Origin of the sequence: Flavobacterium aerium (assembly GCF_030766725.1) — a bacterium.
In the GTDB taxonomy this organism is placed as follows: Bacteria; Bacteroidota; Bacteroidia; order Flavobacteriales; family Flavobacteriaceae; genus Flavobacterium; species Flavobacterium aerium.
On the sequence record NZ_JARQWR010000004.1, the window covers coordinates 213816 to 230387 of the forward strand.

Annotated in this window: 14 protein-coding genes; 5 read left to right on the plus strand and 9 right to left on the minus strand. The window is 34.0% G+C overall.

The features are described 5' to 3' along the window. Positions 1-6: 6 nt before the first annotated feature. Both P6733_RS07355 and P6733_RS07360 read left to right on the plus strand, forming a co-directional pair. Entirely contained in the window at positions 7-3165 is a 3159-nt protein-coding gene (locus tag P6733_RS07355; RefSeq protein WP_306351473.1) for an efflux RND transporter permease subunit, read from the plus strand. An 89-nt stretch (positions 3166-3254) separates the two neighbouring features. Continuing rightward, positions 3255-4652, plus strand: a complete 1398-nt coding sequence (locus tag P6733_RS07360; protein WP_306351475.1) for a TolC family protein — start codon at positions 3255-3257, stop codon at positions 4650-4652. Between the two features lie 91 nt (positions 4653-4743). Here the strand turns inward: P6733_RS07360 and P6733_RS07365 are convergent, their stop codons facing one another. The 4 genes from P6733_RS07365 to P6733_RS07380 are packed head-to-tail and all read right to left on the minus strand — an operon-like array spanning position 4744 to position 7626. Further along, complete coding sequence (locus P6733_RS07365) at positions 4744-5076, minus strand: hypothetical protein (protein WP_306351478.1); 333 nt, start codon at positions 5074-5076, stop codon at positions 4744-4746. Continuing rightward, entirely contained in the window at positions 5076-6059 is a 984-nt protein-coding gene (locus P6733_RS07370; RefSeq protein ID WP_306351480.1) for a YpdA family putative bacillithiol disulfide reductase, read from the minus strand. The genes P6733_RS07365 and P6733_RS07370 overlap by 1 nt, the downstream gene beginning before the upstream one ends. 35 nt (positions 6060-6094) lie before the next feature. Then, the gene (locus P6733_RS07375; protein WP_306351482.1) at positions 6095-7141 is read right to left on the minus strand and encodes a hypothetical protein; all 1047 of its coding nucleotides are present in this window, start codon (positions 7139-7141) and stop codon (positions 6095-6097) included. A gap of 17 nt (positions 7142-7158) precedes the next feature. After that, entirely contained in the window at positions 7159-7626 is a 468-nt protein-coding gene (locus P6733_RS07380) for a CYTH domain-containing protein (RefSeq protein ID WP_306351484.1), read from the minus strand. A gap of 82 nt (positions 7627-7708) precedes the next feature. Here P6733_RS07380 and P6733_RS07385 point away from each other — a divergent pair, with 82 nt between their 5' ends. From P6733_RS07385 to P6733_RS07395, 3 genes are read left to right on the plus strand one after another with little or no spacing between them, the layout of a single operon-like run. Beyond that, complete coding sequence (locus P6733_RS07385) at positions 7709-9763, plus strand: site-specific recombinase (RefSeq protein WP_306351485.1); 2055 nt, start codon at positions 7709-7711, stop codon at positions 9761-9763. 53 nt (positions 9764-9816) lie between these two features. Next, a complete protein-coding gene (gene dinB, locus P6733_RS07390) occupies positions 9817-10899 on the plus strand; it encodes a DNA polymerase IV (protein WP_306351487.1) in 1083 nt (360 codons plus the stop codon). A gap of 20 nt (positions 10900-10919) precedes the next feature. After that, positions 10920-11435, plus strand: a complete 516-nt coding sequence (locus tag P6733_RS07395; RefSeq protein WP_306351488.1) for a PAS domain-containing protein — start codon at positions 10920-10922, stop codon at positions 11433-11435. A 54-nt stretch (positions 11436-11489) separates the two neighbouring features. Here P6733_RS07395 and P6733_RS07400 read toward each other — a convergent pair whose 3' ends face one another. The 5 genes from P6733_RS07400 to fabF form a co-directional block, all read right to left on the minus strand. After that, positions 11490-12257: a Bax inhibitor-1/YccA family protein gene (locus P6733_RS07400; RefSeq protein WP_306351490.1), complete on the minus strand. Its 768-nt coding sequence runs from the start codon at positions 12255-12257 to the stop codon at positions 11490-11492. Positions 12258-12396: 139 nt separating this feature from the next. Beyond that, on the minus strand, positions 12397-13830 hold the full coding sequence (pyk, locus tag P6733_RS07405) for a pyruvate kinase (RefSeq protein ID WP_306351492.1): 1434 nt from the start codon (positions 13828-13830) through the stop codon (positions 12397-12399). Positions 13831-13836: 6 nt separating this feature from the next. Then, complete coding sequence (locus P6733_RS07410) at positions 13837-14325, minus strand: IPExxxVDY family protein (RefSeq protein WP_306351494.1); 489 nt, start codon at positions 14323-14325, stop codon at positions 13837-13839. 114 nt (positions 14326-14439) lie between these two features. Further along, on the minus strand, positions 14440-15180 hold the full coding sequence (rnc, locus tag P6733_RS07415) for a ribonuclease III (protein WP_306351495.1): 741 nt from the start codon (positions 15178-15180) through the stop codon (positions 14440-14442). A 9-nt stretch (positions 15181-15189) separates the two neighbouring features. After that, positions 15190-16443, minus strand: a complete 1254-nt coding sequence (gene fabF / locus P6733_RS07420; protein WP_306351497.1) for a beta-ketoacyl-ACP synthase II — start codon at positions 16441-16443, stop codon at positions 15190-15192. Positions 16444-16572: the final 129 nt, after the last annotated feature.

The window sequence follows — 16572 nt, forward strand, 5'->3', positions numbered from 1 at the left end:
TATATTATGATAAAGACCTTTATAGAAAGACCAGTTCTATCGACTGTAATCTCCATTTTAATTACCATTTTGGGAGTTTTGGGATTAATGTCTTTACCAGTAGAACAATATCCTGAAATCGCACCACCTACCGTTCAGGTAAGTGCTACTTATACAGGAGCCAATGCGGAAACCGTATTAAATAGTGTTGTAATTCCATTAGAAGAAGAAATTAATGGAGTAGAAGGGATGACATACATGACTTCTACTGCAGCCAATGATGGATCGGCAAAAATCAGTGTATTCTTTGAATTAGGTATCGATCCAGATATCGCTGCCGTAAACGTTCAAAACCGTGTATCAAGAGCCACTAGTAAATTACCACAAGCGGTAATTCAAACGGGGGTTACAACATTGAAAAGTCAAACGAGTGCCTTGATGTTCTTTGCGTTATATTCAAATAACAATGAATTTGATGAAACGTTTATTCAGAACTATGCAAAAATTAACTTAGTACCAAAATTACAACGTGTAAAAGGGGTAGGACAAGTTAATGTATTTGGTGCGAAAGATTATTCAATGCGTATTTGGATTGACCCTGAGAAAATGGCCAATTACAAAGTAGCACCAAAAGATGTTCAAGCAGCATTAATCGAGCAAAATATTGAAGCAGCGCCAGGTAAATTTGGTGAAAATGCAGAAGGAGTTTATGAATACGTAATTAAGTATAAAGGACGTCTTTCTCAAATAGAAGAATATGAAAACATCATTATTAAGTCAACAGGAAATGGAAATTTCTTGCGCTTAAAAGATGTAGCGACAATAGAATTAGGAGCGTTTAATTACGGGACGAAAAATATTGCGATGGGTAAACAAGGTGTTGCTGTAGGTATATTCCAAACATCAGGATCTAATGCACAAGACATTATTACGGAAGTAATGCAAATTTTGGAAGAAAGTAAACCAAACTTCCCAAAAGGAGTTGATTATGTAATTCCATTTAATACAAAAACATTCTTAGATGCATCGATTGAAAAAGTAATTTCCACATTAGTGGAAGCCTTTATTCTTGTATTTATTGTGGTATTTGTATTCTTACAAGATTTAAGATCAACATTAATTCCTGCTATTGCAGTTCCAGTAGCAATTATTGGTACATTCTTCTTTTTACAATTATTCGGATTCTCAATCAACATGTTAACGTTGTTTGCGATGATCTTAGCGATTGGTATTGTGGTCGATGATGCAATTGTCGTCGTCGAGGCCGTCCATGCGAAGTTGGACGAAGGAGCAAAATCAGCAAAAGAAGCGACAGTATCAGCGATGAATGAAATTACAGGGGCGATTGTATCGATCACATTAGTAATGTCGGCGGTATTTATTCCAGTATCATTCTTAAAAGGACCATCAGGAGTATTCTACCAACAATTTGCCTTGACTTTAGCAATTGCAATTGCAATTTCTGCGGTAAACGCATTAACATTGAGTCCAGCATTATGTGCTTTATTCTTAAAGCCTCATGAAGATTCAGATCATCATAAAAAAGGATTAAAAGACCGTTTCTTTACTTCTTTTAATACCGCTTTTGACTCTGTTACAAATAAATATACACGTTCATTACATTTCTTAGTAAAAAGAAAATGGTTGTCAATTATTGGATTAGTAGTAGTTGTGGGAATCACATTAATATTATTCAAATCGACTCCATCAGGATTTATCCCAAATGAAGATAGAGGTATCATCATGGCCGATTTAACGTTGCCTCCAGGAACAACTTTGGAGAAAACACAATTAGCGGTAAATGAACTAGATTCAATCTTAGCTTCAATGGATATCGTAGAATCTCGTATGAGTGTTGTAGGTTTCAGTTTATTGAACAGTGTAAATGGTGGATCATACGCCTTTACTGTAATCAAATTGAAAGATTGGAAAGAACGTAAGGAAGCCAATCAATCAGTAGATGCTGTAGTAGGTGAATTATTCGGAAGAACAGCCCATTTCAAAGATGCTAGAGCATTATTCTTTACACCTCCAAGTGTACAAGGTTTTGGGTCAGCAGATGGTTTTGAGATGAAATTACAAGATAAAGGAGATGATGACTGGTTAACGGTAAGTAAAGTAAGCGGGGAGTTTTTACAAGCTTTAAATGCTAGACCAGAGATTCAGTATGCTATGACGAACTTTAATCCAACCTTCCCTCAATATCAAATGGATATTAATATTGAGAAAACTAAGGATGCAGGAATTTCAGTAACGGATATCTTCAATACACTTCAAGGATATTATGGAGGATTGTATACTACCGATTTTAATAGATTTGGTAAACAATACCGCGTAATGATTCAAGCAAAACCAGAAGATAGAGCAACACCAGAATCATTAAATGATGTATACATCAGAAATGCAAACGACGAGCTAGTAGCAATTAGTCAGTTTGTAAGCATGAAACGTGTGTATGGACCTGAAGCAGTAAGTCGTTTCAACTTATTAAAAGCAGTAAATATCAATGGTAAAGCAAACCCAGGATACAGTTCTGGAGATGCAATTAAAGCAATCCAAGAAGTTGCTGAACAACATTTACCAAAAACATACGGTTATGAATTCTCAGGGATGACTCGTGAAGAGATTATCGCAGGAGGTCAAGCAGCAAGTGTATTCTTATTAAGTTTAATATTTGTTTACTTCTTGTTAAGTGCACAGTATGAAAGTTATATTGTACCACTATCTGTATTGTTCTCATTACCAGTAGGTATTGCAGGAGCAATTGGATTTGTGAAACTAGCAGGATTGGAAAATAATATTTATTTCCAAGTAGCCTTAATTATGTTGATTGGACTCCTCGCGAAGAATGCGATTTTGATTGTCGAATATGCCATCCAGCGTAGGCGACATGGAATGGGCTTGTTCGAGTCGGCCATTGATGGTGCTAGAGCACGTTTACGCCCAATTTTGATGACCTCATTTGCCTTTATCTTAGGATTAATGCCATTGGCCTTATCTACAGGAGTTGGAGCAGTAGGTAACAAATCAATTGGTATGGGTGCAGTAGGAGGAATGTTAATCGGAACAATATTCGGGGTATTTGTAATTCCAGTATTATTCGTGATTTTCCAAGGATTGCAAGAACGCATTAGCGGTACGAAAATCGTAGAAGAATCATCAGAATCAGAGAATCAAATTTCATAAATTACAAAAAGCAAGACACAAAAAATGAATAGAACCATAAACGGCTATTCATTTTTTGGATATTGTAATTGAAAATTAAATATATAGATATGAAATATCAAAAGACCTATAAAATAGTCGCACTTGTTGGAGTTGCTTTCGTGATGCATTCTTGCTTCGTTGCAAAAAAATACGAGAGACCAGAAGTAAAGACAGATAATCTGTATAGAACAGAACAGGCAACACAAGACAGTATATCATTGGCTAGTGTATCTTGGGAAACACTTTTTACAGACCCGATCTTACAAGGACATATTAAACAAGGATTGCAACACAATTATGATATCAGAATTGCGATGCAAACAATTGTTTCAGCTGAAGCTTCAATGAAACAAGGGAAGGCGGGTTATATCCCAACGATTGGATTAGGAACAGACTGGACACACCAGCAGTTATCAAAAAACAGTCAATTTGGATCATTTTTTAATGGATCAATAGATCAATATCAATTCACAGGAAATCTTTCTTGGGAAGCAGATATTTGGGGTAAAATTAGAAGTAATAAAAGAGCAGCAAATGCTAAATACTTACAATCCATTGCAGCAAATCAAGCGGTTAAAACCCAATTGCTAGCAAATATAGCTTCTACGTACTATCAATTATTAGCATTAGATGCTCAAATTAAGATTGCAGAAGAAACGTTATTGAACCGTAATCAAAGTGTAGAAACAATCAAAGCATTGAAAGATGCAGGAAATGTGAATGAAGTAGGTGTAAAACAAACGGAGGCACAATTGTATGCAACACAGCTGATCATTGCGGATTTAAAGACGAATGTTACAATTCTTGAGAATACAATGAATATTCTTTTAGGTGAGGCACCAGGAAAAGTAAACAGAAGCACATTTGATGTTCAAAAAATGAATCCAGATATTAAATTGGGTGTACCAGCTTTATTGTTAAGTAAAAGACCAGACGTTATTGCTGCAGAGTATAACTTGATTAATACATTTGAATTGACAAACATGGCAAAAAGCAGTTTCTATCCTACTTTCAAAGTAACAGCTACTGGAGGTTTTCAGAGTTTGGAATTGAAAGAATGGTTTAATGCAAATTCACTTTTCGCTAATGTAGTAACAGGATTAACTCAGCCACTTTTTAATCAAAGACAAATTAGAACGCAGCACGAGATTGCTAAAGCAAATCAAGAAAAAGCATTCTTACAATTTGAACAATCTTTATTAACAGCTGGAAAAGAAGTTTCAGATGCATTATCACAATACAATAACGAAACCTACAAACTAACAATAAGAGAGAAACAAGCGGATGCATTACGTAAAGCAGCTACTTATTCAGATGAGTTATTAACGTATGGTTTAGTGAATTACTTAGAAGTGTTGACTGCTAAAGATCAAGCTTTAAGTACAGAATTAGATTTAATTGACAACAAATACAAACAATACAACGCCGTAATTATGCTTTACAAAGCATTAGGAGGAGGATGGTAATAAACCTTGCTTTATGTAATGGTTTTGGTTAATTTTTTCGTTTTTAGTAAAACCACTGAGTGTGCCTGTATACTCAGTGGTTTTTTTATATCTAAAGTTGACTTTGCAAATAGTTGATGTCTTCTTGAGAAAGCTGTCTTAAATCGATTTCAATTACGTTATTAGTGTTCAAACCCATTTTATTTGTTATTTCAATGATGGCTTTATCAAGCGCAGTTTTTAATCGATCTCTGTTCTGAATAGTTTGTAGATAACCATCCGTTGGATCCATTGTAAAACTTAACTGAATAATGTTTTCATCATTTTCAAACCCATGAATTTCGTGAACATTCCAATTGGATTTAGATTGAGGTTTGTAACTACGGTTTAACTTGTAGTTGAAATTCTCGATAATTTCAATTATTTTAAAAGAATCAATCTTCATTAGTTATCTTGTTGATTGCTAAGAATGGAATCAATAATTAAGTCGGCATGAATCCTAGAATTCTCAATAAACCATTTTTGTGTTTCAAGACCACCACATACTACACCAGCCAAATATAAACCACTTATATTAGTTTCCATTGTTTCAGGGTTATATTGAGGAACACTTTTCCCATCATCCGATAAATGGATTCCCATATTCTGTAAAAATTCTAGATCGGGACGATACCCTGTTAAGGCAAGAACAAAATCATTTTCAACAATTACAGTTTCTTCAGGAGTAACGATTTCAACTTGATGCTCTGTTATTTTGGAAATATTAGATTCAAAGTAAACTTTGATACTTCCTTCTGCAATTCGATTCTCAATATCAGGTTTTACCCAATATTTAACACGATCACTAATTACATTTTTACGAATTACCATGATTACTTCCGCCCCTTTTCTCCAACACTCCAATGCAGCGTCTACAGAAGAATTATTTGCTCCAATAATAAGCACTTTGCTGAAAGCATATTCATGGGCTTCTTTATAATAATGCCTTACTTTTGGGAGACTTTCTCCAGGTATATCAAGATACAAAGGAATGTCATAAAATCCAGTAGAAATAACTACATTTTTGGAAGTATAAGTCGCTTTGTTCGATTGAATGATAAAAGAATCAGAGTCCGTTTTAGTAACTTTTTCAACCGTTTCAAAAAGATTAATATTAAAGTTGAAATAACGATGAATATTACGATAATAATCTAATGCTTCCTGTCTTCCTGGTTTTGGAGCAATACAATTAAAGGGAATATCACCAATCTCTAAACGTTCTGCCGTTGAGAAAAAAGTCATATATAAAGGATAGTGAAAGATGCTGTTTACTATAGCACCCTTTTCTATTATTAGATAATTCAATCCTTTCCTTTGAGCTGCAATTGCACAAGCTAAACCTATCGGGCCACCACCTACAATAATGAGGTCGTATTTTTTGTCTATCATCCTACAAAGATAAAAGATTAGTAGAGAGGAGCGAATTATCTTTTTTTAATCAAATATAAACCACCTAAATTTCGATATTGATTGCTTGGAAAAAGAACCTGTATAAACCCAATATCACTATTTTTTGCAAATGGCTGTGGAGGATAATAAACATTAATTGTACAATCGTATTTTTTACCAAATCCAATGTCTTTGGAAATATCTTCTTTAAAATAAAGAAAGTCCTCCTTGAAAGCTAATTTAAAATAACCTGTTCCTGCCCAAGTGAGCGGAACATTAGTATAAGCTGCTTCATTAACAATGAAATTTTTGGTGAAATGAAGTAATTCTAAAGGCTGTTTTGTTTTCTCTAAATCATAGAAACTTTTTTCGGAATTACTTTGGTTGTAATAACTATAAGGGAAATAATCGTTCGTTAAATTGTTTTTTAATGGAAAGAACCGCTCGTAACCTCGTTCAGGAAAATCTTTAAAATCCAGTTGATTTATACTCGCCATGTCCTGATAAATTCGAGAATCATTTAGACGAGTATTCAGTGTGAACCATTTTCCATTCTGTAGAATATAAAAGATGAGAGAATGCCAATCTTCAGCAGGTTTATAAAATATACGATCTGCGGTTTTGTAATAGTCAGTAAAAGTTTTCTCCCATTGTATAGAGTCCATTTTGAAATCGGCATTTAATTGAGAAGAAAATGATTTTTTTAGGGAATCACAAGTGCTAAGCCAATCAATATAAAAATCCTTTCCAAATAAAAATCCAGAAGGATAATCCAGGAATTCCACTGTGGAAAAATGAATACTATCGATGATTTTCCCATCCGAGGCAATTTTGGTAAAGTGATTCGAATCTTTTATTAAAATATATTGATTCGTTTTGCTATCAAATAATACATTATTTGCCGATGGAATGGAATCAACTTCGTAATGCGCTGATTTTACACCATCTTCTAAATAATGGAATATAACGTATTCTTTCGGAGTCATTACCTCCGAAAACCAACGGGTTATTTTTCGATATTGAAATAAATAAATTAGCGCTATAATAACGATAAAGAGTATAATCATGGTGGTTCTTTTCATATCGCTATAATTGACGATTACCAGTCTTTATAAGGGAATTGACTTAAATATGCATTGTAGTATTGTTCCTGTCCTGTAACCTCTTCTCCCAACCAATCTGGTTTCTCGAAAACATCATCTTCCGACTTAAGCTCGATTTCAGCAATAGTTAAACCTACATTATCGCCATGAAATTCATCCACTTCAAAGAGGTGATTTCCTACCATAACTTCATAGCGGATTTTATCAATTACACCTCGTTCACAAAGCGCTAATAGTGCTTCGGCTTCATTTGCAGGAATTTCTTTTTCCCACTCAAATCGTGTTGTGCCTGATGCATTCCCTTTTCCTTTAATTGTAAGATAACCCTGATCACCTTTAATGCGTACCCGAACCGTTCGTTCCGGAGCAGAATTTAAGTAACCCTGAACAATTCGTTTTGAGATTGAAGCTTGCTTTTTAAAAGCTTCCGAAGTCACAAAAAATTTTCTTTCGATTTCTAACATTGGGAATATTTTAGGAGCAAGTTAATGAATTTTAGTATTTGTATTTGTATTTTTACGAGATAAGCACTAGAATAAAATAAAAATGAAGTTTAGAAAAGTACGCAACAATAACCCTTTGGGGGATTTCTTTAAAGAAAATTTTGATGAAAATCAACTTTGGAAATACAAGACAGACGATGTAGAGTTATTGGTGAAGCTGATTAATATTATTAGACCAAAATACCCAAAATCTATAATAGAAGTTAGTCTAGAACCTCTTTTTGAAGTGCTTCGCCAAAATGAATCCTATCAGTCAGGACTTTCAGAATATCTAACACAACTGATTGCCAAACGTAAATTAAACCGAATCCTATCCGATGCGGGAATATTACAAGATACCGATTTCATTTATGAAGTAAGAAAGCGTCTTTTTGCTAAACTGCTTCCAGATCAGCCTCAAAAAGACACTTTAGAATACATCTTAAATCAAGCCTTTTATCTAAATACAGATACTATTTGGGTAAATAAAATTCCTTGTGAAGAATTAGAAGAACTATTTAAAATGCTTCAATTCAAAAGCGTTTATAGTACAACAAAGCAATACGATGTATTGTCAGAGGTATTAGTGGCTATGAGCCTTATTACACAGCGTATTAGTGGGAGAGCAATGGAGTCCGATGTAATAAAGATGGTACCTGAATTTGATAATTTAGAAAGCCCATTCGTTGCATTTGAAAAGGAACTCTTGCAAATTGATTCAGAAATTAGGAATTCAGAGAGTCACTACATTACAGCAGACAACCTATACTACAAGCAGTTGTTAATTCTACATAAACAATGTAACGAATTTGTAGATAAAGCTTTCGCAAATAGCACAAAATATGGAATTTCGCTAAAAGTGAATCAAAATCTTTTACGAATCAGGCAACAATTAGACCGTCTAAAAGTACTCATTCCGCTATTAGTTGTAAAAGAAGATTCAGACAAAGTAAAAAATACAATTCAATTAGGATTAAAACTAATTGAATACAATTGTTATAAAAATAATATCAGGAAACTGGTAAATGAGAGTACACAGTTGTTGTCCTATGAAATTACACAACATACCGCCAAAACTGGAGATCATTACATTACGGAAAATAGAAAAGAATACTTCAAGATGTTCTATGCGGCATTAGGTGGCGGACTAATTGTAGGTATTCTGTGTGTAATAAAAGTACTTCTTTCCAAAATTACCACCAGTGATTTTGGACATGCCTTTTTCTATAGTTTGAACTACTCCTTTGGTTTCATTGCGATTTATGTACTAGGATTTACATTAGCCACAAAACAACCGGCAATGACAGCTTCAGCTTTGGTAAGAGCACTAGAAGAAGGTTTGAAGAAAAAAGGAGATAGCGCAGAAAAGCATAAAGCCTTTGCTGTCCTATTCGCTCGAGTATTCCGTTCGCAATTTATTGCATTTGTAGGAAACGTTATCATGGCCTTTCCAGTATCGCTATTAGGGATTTGGTTAATTGATTATGTATTCTATTATAATATAGCAGAAACAAAATGGCATAATCTCTTGACGGACTTAAGCCCAATTGCTTCGCTGGCAATATTACATGCAGCTATAGCTGGAGTTTTCTTATTCTTATCAGGAATTATATCCGGAAGTATTTCTAATCGCGATAAACACAACCAGATCTACTATAGAATTCAAGAACATCCATTATTGAAAAAGAGTTTAGGAAGGATAAAAACCAAAAAAATTGCTGAAATATATGAGAAAAAATGGGCAGGAATAATTTCAAACTTCTGGTTTGGGGTTTTTATGGGTAGTACAGCTTCAATAGGGCTCTTTTTAGGACTTGATTTAGATATTCGACACATTACCTTCGCTAGTGGTAATTTAGCCTTAGGGTTGTACGGAGCGCATTATAATGTAGAATTGTCAATGATTATATGGGGAGTAGTAGGTATTGGTGTAATTGGACTAGTCAATTTCTTGGTGAGTTTCAGTTTATCTATGGGACTTGCTTTCCGTTCTAGAAATATACCATTATCAGAATTACGATTCGTTATTTCATCGATATGGTCTTACTTTAAGAAAAAACCATCACACTTCTTTTTCCCACCCAAAAACAAACTAAAAAAGATTGAAGTAAATCCATAAAAACTGAACGCATAAGGAAGCCTTTCTATTCAAAATATGCATAATTTTGCTAAATGGAAACGCCAGCCCCTTTACGAAAAATTATCCATGTCGACATGGATGCATTTTATGCATCTGTGGAGCAAATGGATAATCCGGAATTGCGTGGAAAGCCTATAGCCGTTGGTGGAGGAGGACCTAGAGGTGTAGTGGCGGCAGCAAGCTATGAAGCCCGGAAATTTGGTGTGAGAAGTGCAATAAGCGGGTATTTAGCTAAGAAAAATTGCCCTGAATTAATTTTTGTCAGACCCCGATTCGATCGATACAAAGAAATATCAAATAAGATCCGAAAAATATTTCATGACTATACCGATTTGGTCGAACCCCTCTCGTTGGATGAAGCCTATCTCGATGTAACATTAAATAAAAAAGGGAATCCAAGCGCTTCTTTAATTGCAGCGGAAATTAGAAAACGAATTTTAGATGAAGTAGGATTAACTGCCTCAGCAGGAATTTCGATTAATAAATTTGTAGCAAAAGTAGCCAGTGACTATAATAAACCAAATGGACAAAAAACAGTTGGGCCAGAAGAAGTCATTACTTTTTTGGAAGAATTGCCAATCCGTAAATTTTATGGAGTAGGAAAAGTGACCACAGAGAAGATGTACCAACTAGGGATATTTACAGGTTTAGATTTGAAAACAAAAACCGAAGATTTTCTAGTAGCACATTTTGGTAAATCGGGAGCCTATTATTACCACATCGTTCGAGGGATTCATAACAGTGAAGTGAAGCCCAATCGAATAGCCAAATCTGTAGGTGCAGAACGAACATTTGATGCAAATATTTCTTCGGAAGTATTTATGGAAGAACGATTAGAAAATATTGCAAAAGAACTAGACAAAAGATTACAGAAATATAAAATTGCAGGAAAAACAGTAACTTTAAAAATAAAATACAGCGATTTTTCACAGCAAACTAGAAGTAAAACATTACCCTATTTTATCTCTGACAAAAGCCTAATTCTAGAGACTGCGCTAGAATTATTATACCAAGAAAAATTAAAAGATTCGGTACGGCTATTAGGAATATCTTTAGGAAATTTGAATACCGAAGTAAAGAAAGCCATCGTTGTACAATTGAAATTTGAGTTTTAATCAATCCTCTTAAAAAAGAAATGAAAGATTTTGAGCAATATGATGAAGCCATCTCAAAACAGATTAATGATTCTAATGTCAAGCAATTGCCATTAGAATCATGGGATTTTTATGGAAATTATTTGCAAGAGGTAAATGAAAACATTTTGGATGTAAAACAGCTTACCACATTAGCGGAGTACAACAGCTGGATAATGCACTGGGATATTGCCAAAGCTTTAGAAAAATCCCAAACTATTGTAGTGACCGATTTGACCGTATCAATTGTTTTTGCTTCACAAAATATGGTGAAAATGAATGGATACCACAGAGATGAAGTGTTGGGGAAGAATCCTAAAATTTTCCAAGGGAATGATACTGATGCAGTAGCATTAAAAGAAATTAAAATAGCGATTCAAAATAGAACAGCTTTTGAAAATACCATTATCAATTATTGTAAAAATGGAGAACCCTACAACTGCCATATAAAAGCATTTCCCATTTTTAATAAGAAAGGAATAATCTCTCACTTTATTGCTTTTGAGAAAACTGTATAAAAAAAGACTGTCATTTCTGACAGCCTCTTTAACTATTTATATTTTTAAACGAATTTAGTTACGACTATTGATTTTCGATAATAAGCGTAAAAATTCTACGTATAACCAAACTAATGTAATCATTAATCCCATTGCGCTATACCATTCCATGTATTTTGGAGCTTCCATTTCAGCACCTTTTTCAATTTGATCAAAATCTAAAAATAAATTTAGAGCAGCAATCACAATCACAAATACGCTAATTCCAATACTCATTAATGAATTACCATGATGAACAGGAATAAAGCTGGTGAACATAGATAATAACCAAGAGATTATATAGTAAGTAGCAATAGCCAAAGTTGCTGCGATGACAACACTTTTGAAACGCTCTGTTACTTTAACAATTTTAAATCGATACAAACCAAAACAAACCATAAAAGTTACAAAAGTTGCTCCTACCGCTTGGATTACAATGCCAGGATACATCATATCAAAATAAGCGGAGATTCCTCCAATAAATAAACCTTCAAATAAAGCATATCCAGGAGCTAAAAAACCGGAGTGTTGTGGTTTGAATGAAGCGATAATCACTAATATTAATCCAACGATAGCTCCACCAATCATAGGAACAATTGGATTGATTCCAGTCATAGTCATATACCATGTTACACAAGCAGTCGCAATTAATAAAGCTAAAAGGATGAAACTTTTATTGATTGTTCCTTGAACAGTCATCGTTTCAGTGTATACAGCAGGATTATCGATTACTTGCGCATCGTAACGACTTACTTTTTGAAACGCTTTATCTTTCAAAAAAGGGTTTTTAGATTCTAGGGCCATAATTTTATTTTTTTTGAATCCCAAAAATAATGAATTTTTAATCGATATGCTGAAAAATAGAAAGGTTGTAACATAATAATAACGAAAAAGAGCGCATTTCAAACTATGAAATGCGCTCTTTTATTATTTTAGATAATCATTATTCCATGATTTCAGATACTCTTAAAGTATTTACCATTCCCTTTTCTACTACAGGCATTGCAGCAAGGTTAATAAGCATGTCTCCTTTTTCAACATATCCTTTTTCTTTTGCAATTTGGTTAACGTCGTCAACCGTATCATCTGTACTTACAAATTTATCGTAAAAGATTGAAGTAACTCCCCATAATAAACTCATTTGAGTTAAAATTCGTCGGTTAGAAGTAAACACTAAAATATGAGAAGAAGGTCTCCAAGCCGAAATTTGGAAAGCAGTATATCCACTATTTGTTAAGGTGCAAATTGCTTTTGCTTTGATGACATTTGCCATTAAAGCTGCATGATGACAAATCGTTTTAGTGATAAAACGTTTCGTACGAATTTGCGGTGTATTTTGTGGAACCTGAATCAAAGAAGAATCTTCAACAGCTTCAATAATTTGAGTCATTTTTTCAATAACCTGAACAGGGTAATTTCCAACTGATGTTTCACCAGAAAGCATTACAGCATCAGCGCCATCCATAACAGAGTTAGCAACGTCATTCACTTCAGCACGTGTTGGTGTTAAGCTAGTAATCATAGTTTCCATCATCTGTGTAGCGATAATTACAGGAATACGAGCAGTTTTTGCACGATTCACCAATTTTTTCTGAATTAGTGGAACCTCATGTGCTGGAACTTCAACCCCTAAATCTCCACGAGCAACCATTAAACCATCACAGAAAGCAACAATTTTATCGATGTTTTCCACAGCCTCAGGCTTTTCAATTTTTGCTATAATTGGAATTTTATGATCCGAATTTTTAGCAATTAAATCCTGTAACTCTTCTAAATCTTTAGAAGTTCTTACAAAAGAAAGAGCAATCCAATCCACTTTGTTTTGAATAGCAAAAAGAGCATCTTTAATGTCTTTTGGTGTTAAAGCAGGTAATGAAACATTAGTGTTTGGTAAGTTTACCCCTTTTTTTGATTTCAAAGGACCACCCTGAATAACACGAGCAACAACTTCATCAACTCTATTTGTTTCAAGGACTTCAAACATTAATTTTCCATCATCTAGAAGTACAAGTTCTCCTGGATTTACATCTTTTGGAAAAGACTTATAATTCATGTAAACTTTTTGTGCTGTACCCGGGATGTCTTCTGCTGTAGTAAATGTGATGATATCACCTTTGTTAACAACAACATCCTCTTTCATTACCCCTACACGAAGTTTTGGTCCTTGTAAGTCAGCTAATATAGAAGTGTTATATCCGAATTCGTCATTAAGACTTCTAATAATATCTATTTTTTCTTGTACATCCGTGTAATCGGCATGTGAAAAATTAACTCTAAACACATTTACACCTGCAAGAATCATATCGTTAATGATTTCTCTTGTGCTGCAAGCTGGGCCTAATGTGGCTACAATTTTAGTTTTTTTTCTTGTTGGCATTTCTTCTTAAAAAATTAAATTGTTTTTGGATTTTATTTGATCAGCATCAACGGTATAAACGGTCGAAATTCTGTCAATTGAATTTATAATGGTGACAATCTTGTTTGTGTCAAAGTTATTGTCAGTGTTTTCAATTTTAAGAAAATAATCAACTTTCTTAAATTCGGGTAATAAGTACACTTTTTTTGAAAACTCAAAAGCACTTTCCTCAAATAGATTTTGAGAAGCTGCTTTTTGGTTCAAAATCACAGTGTTTTTGTTTTGAAATAAATTCCAGGAAATATCTTTTTTCTGATCATCAAAAATAAATCTGGAAAAATGAGAATCACCTTCAGTGATGCTAATGTGGATATCATTGTTGCATCGACTCAAAACAATAGGTAATTTCTGATTGATTAAATAAGCAAGACGATAATCTTCTAAAAGGGTATGAATAGCAATTAACTCATAATCAGCTTCCTCGAAATCATCAATATGTAATTTATGAATTGCCATTCTCATCAAAAATAAGATGTAAATATAGCGTTTCTAATGTAGAAAAAATAGTAGAAAAATATATCTTAACGTAATTTTTACAACGAAAACGTTATAGCTTAGAATAAAGCGATGTTATTTTGTATTAATTTTTTCTTGGAAAGCAAAATAAGCTCTTTGTGAAGCTTTTTCTTCCGCTTTCTTTTTAGAAGTAGCCCGCGCTCTGGCGATAACTTTATTGTCAATACTTAATTTTACACCAAAGAAACGTTGACCGTCAATACCATTGTCTTCAAAAACATCATAATGGAAGATTTTCTTCTCCTTTTGACACCATTCGATAAGTAAGCTTTTGTAGCTAATTACTTTTCCTTCTAATTTAGGAATATCTACATAAGGAAGAATTACTTTGTTGTGAATGAATTTTTCACAATAAGGATAACCTTTGTCGAGATAAATAGCACCTACCAAAGCTTCAAAAATATTACCGTGGATATTCTCTCCAAAATGTTGAGGATTAACTTTACTTTCAACCATTTTGATTAAATGTAAATCTCTTCCCAGCTCATTAAGATGTTCGCGACTCACAATTTTAGATCTCATTTTGGTTAAATAACCTTCATCTCCAGAAGGAGCTTTATTGTATAAATGAGCAGCAATAACACTACTCAGCATCGCATCACCTAAGAATTCTAAACGCTCGTAGTTGATTGGATTTCCATTTTCATCAGAACGATTAGAAGAACGATGTGTAAATGCTTTTTTGTAATGTTCAATATTGTCGGGCTTAAACCCTAGTATACGTTCAATTTTTTCAAAAAAAATCCCGCCTTTTGGAGCACGGGAATTTGTAAATATTTTTTTGAAAATGTTCATGTACGAAAATTAAAGTACTAATTTTTTAACCAGTACGCAAGCATTGTGACCACCAAAACCAAAAGTGTTACTCATAACAACGTTCATGTCTCTTTTTTGAGCAACATTGAATGTGAAATTTAATTTCGCATCAATATTCTCATCATCAGTGAAATGATTAATTGTAGGAGGAACAATTCCATATTTCATAGAAAGGATAGAAGCGATTGTTTCAATAGCTCCTGCAGCACCTAATAGGTGACCTGTCATCGACTTTGTGGAATTTAAGTTCAGTTTGTATGCATGTTCGCCGAAAACGGCTTGTATCGCTTTAGATTCAGCTAAATCTCCTAGAGGAGTTGATGTACCGTGCATATTTACACCATCAACATCTTCTGGTTTTAATCCAGCATCTCTTAAACAGTTGATCATTACATTACGAGCACCTAATCCTTCTGGATGTGGAGCCGTGATATGATGTGCATCTGCAGACATTCCACCACCACCGATTTCACAGTAGATAGTAGCACCACGTGCAATTGCATGTTCGTATTCTTCAAGGATTAATGCACCCGCACCTTCACCTAAAACGAATCCTTCACGATCTTTGTCCATTGGTCTAGACGCAGTCTTTGGATCATCATTTCTAGTAGATAAAGCATGCATAGCATTGAATCCACCCATACCTGCAATTGTTACAGCAGCTTCAGAGCCACCAGCCACCATTACATCAGCTTGATTTAAACGAATATAATTGTATGCATCAATAATTGCATTTGTAGAAGAAGCACAAGCAGATACCGTAGCAAAGTTTGGCCCCCTAAAGCCATATTTAATAGAAATATGACCAGATGCAATATCAGCAATCATTTTTGGTATAAAGAAAGGATTGAATTTTGGAGTGCCATTACCGTTAGCAAATTCCATTACTTCATGCTGGAAAGTTTCCAATCCACCAATTCCAGAACCCCAGATTACTCCGACTCTGTCCTTGTCTAATTTATCTAAATCAAATTTAGCATCCGTTACAGCTTCTTCAGATGAAACCATTGCATATTGAGCATAACGGTCCATTTTTCGAGCTTCTTTTCGGTCCATGAAGCTTGTAACGTCAAAATTTTTCAATTCGCAAGCAAACTGAGTTTTAAAATGGGTCGTATCAAAATATGTTATTGGAGCAGCACCACTTACACCATTTATAAGTCCATTCCAATATTCTTGGATGTTATTCCCAATAGGAGTAAGTGCACCTAGACCTGTAACAACAACTCGCCTTAATTTCATATTTATGTTTTTATTTTTACTAACTTAAACAAATAATACCCATGTTTTCTTTATTTATAAAAAACATAAAAGAAACATGGGTATTACATCATAAATTATCTTAATCGGAATTCTATCAAATTTATTTTG

Excerpts from the sequence above, each read along its gene's own strand:
- P6733_RS07355 (WP_306351473.1), top strand. The coding sequence starts at position 7 with ATGATAAAGACCTTTATAGAAAGACCAGTTCTATCGACTGTAATCTCC.
- P6733_RS07360 (WP_306351475.1), top strand. The coding sequence starts at position 3,255 with ATGAAATATCAAAAGACCTATAAAATAGTCGCACTTGTTGGAGTTGCT.
- P6733_RS07365 (WP_306351478.1), bottom strand. The coding sequence starts at position 5,076 with ATGAAGATTGATTCTTTTAAAATAATTGAAATTATCGAGAATTTCAAC.
- P6733_RS07370 (WP_306351480.1), bottom strand. The coding sequence starts at position 6,059 with ATGATAGACAAAAAATACGACCTCATTATTGTAGGTGGTGGCCCGATA.
- P6733_RS07375 (WP_306351482.1), bottom strand. The coding sequence starts at position 7,141 with ATGAAAAGAACCACCATGATTATACTCTTTATCGTTATTATAGCGCTA.
- P6733_RS07380 (WP_306351484.1), bottom strand. The coding sequence starts at position 7,626 with ATGTTAGAAATCGAAAGAAAATTTTTTGTGACTTCGGAAGCTTTTAAA.
- P6733_RS07385 (WP_306351485.1), top strand. The coding sequence starts at position 7,709 with ATGAAGTTTAGAAAAGTACGCAACAATAACCCTTTGGGGGATTTCTTT.
- dinB (WP_306351487.1), top strand. The coding sequence starts at position 9,817 with ATGGAAACGCCAGCCCCTTTACGAAAAATTATCCATGTCGACATGGAT.
- P6733_RS07395 (WP_306351488.1), top strand. The coding sequence starts at position 10,920 with ATGAAAGATTTTGAGCAATATGATGAAGCCATCTCAAAACAGATTAAT.
- P6733_RS07400 (WP_306351490.1), bottom strand. The coding sequence starts at position 12,257 with ATGGCCCTAGAATCTAAAAACCCTTTTTTGAAAGATAAAGCGTTTCAA.
- pyk (WP_306351492.1), bottom strand. The coding sequence starts at position 13,830 with ATGCCAACAAGAAAAAAAACTAAAATTGTAGCCACATTAGGCCCAGCT.
- P6733_RS07410 (WP_306351494.1), bottom strand. The coding sequence starts at position 14,325 with ATGGCAATTCATAAATTACATATTGATGATTTCGAGGAAGCTGATTAT.
- rnc (WP_306351495.1), bottom strand. The coding sequence starts at position 15,180 with ATGAACATTTTCAAAAAAATATTTACAAATTCCCGTGCTCCAAAAGGC.
- fabF (WP_306351497.1), bottom strand. The coding sequence starts at position 16,443 with ATGAAATTAAGGCGAGTTGTTGTTACAGGTCTAGGTGCACTTACTCCT.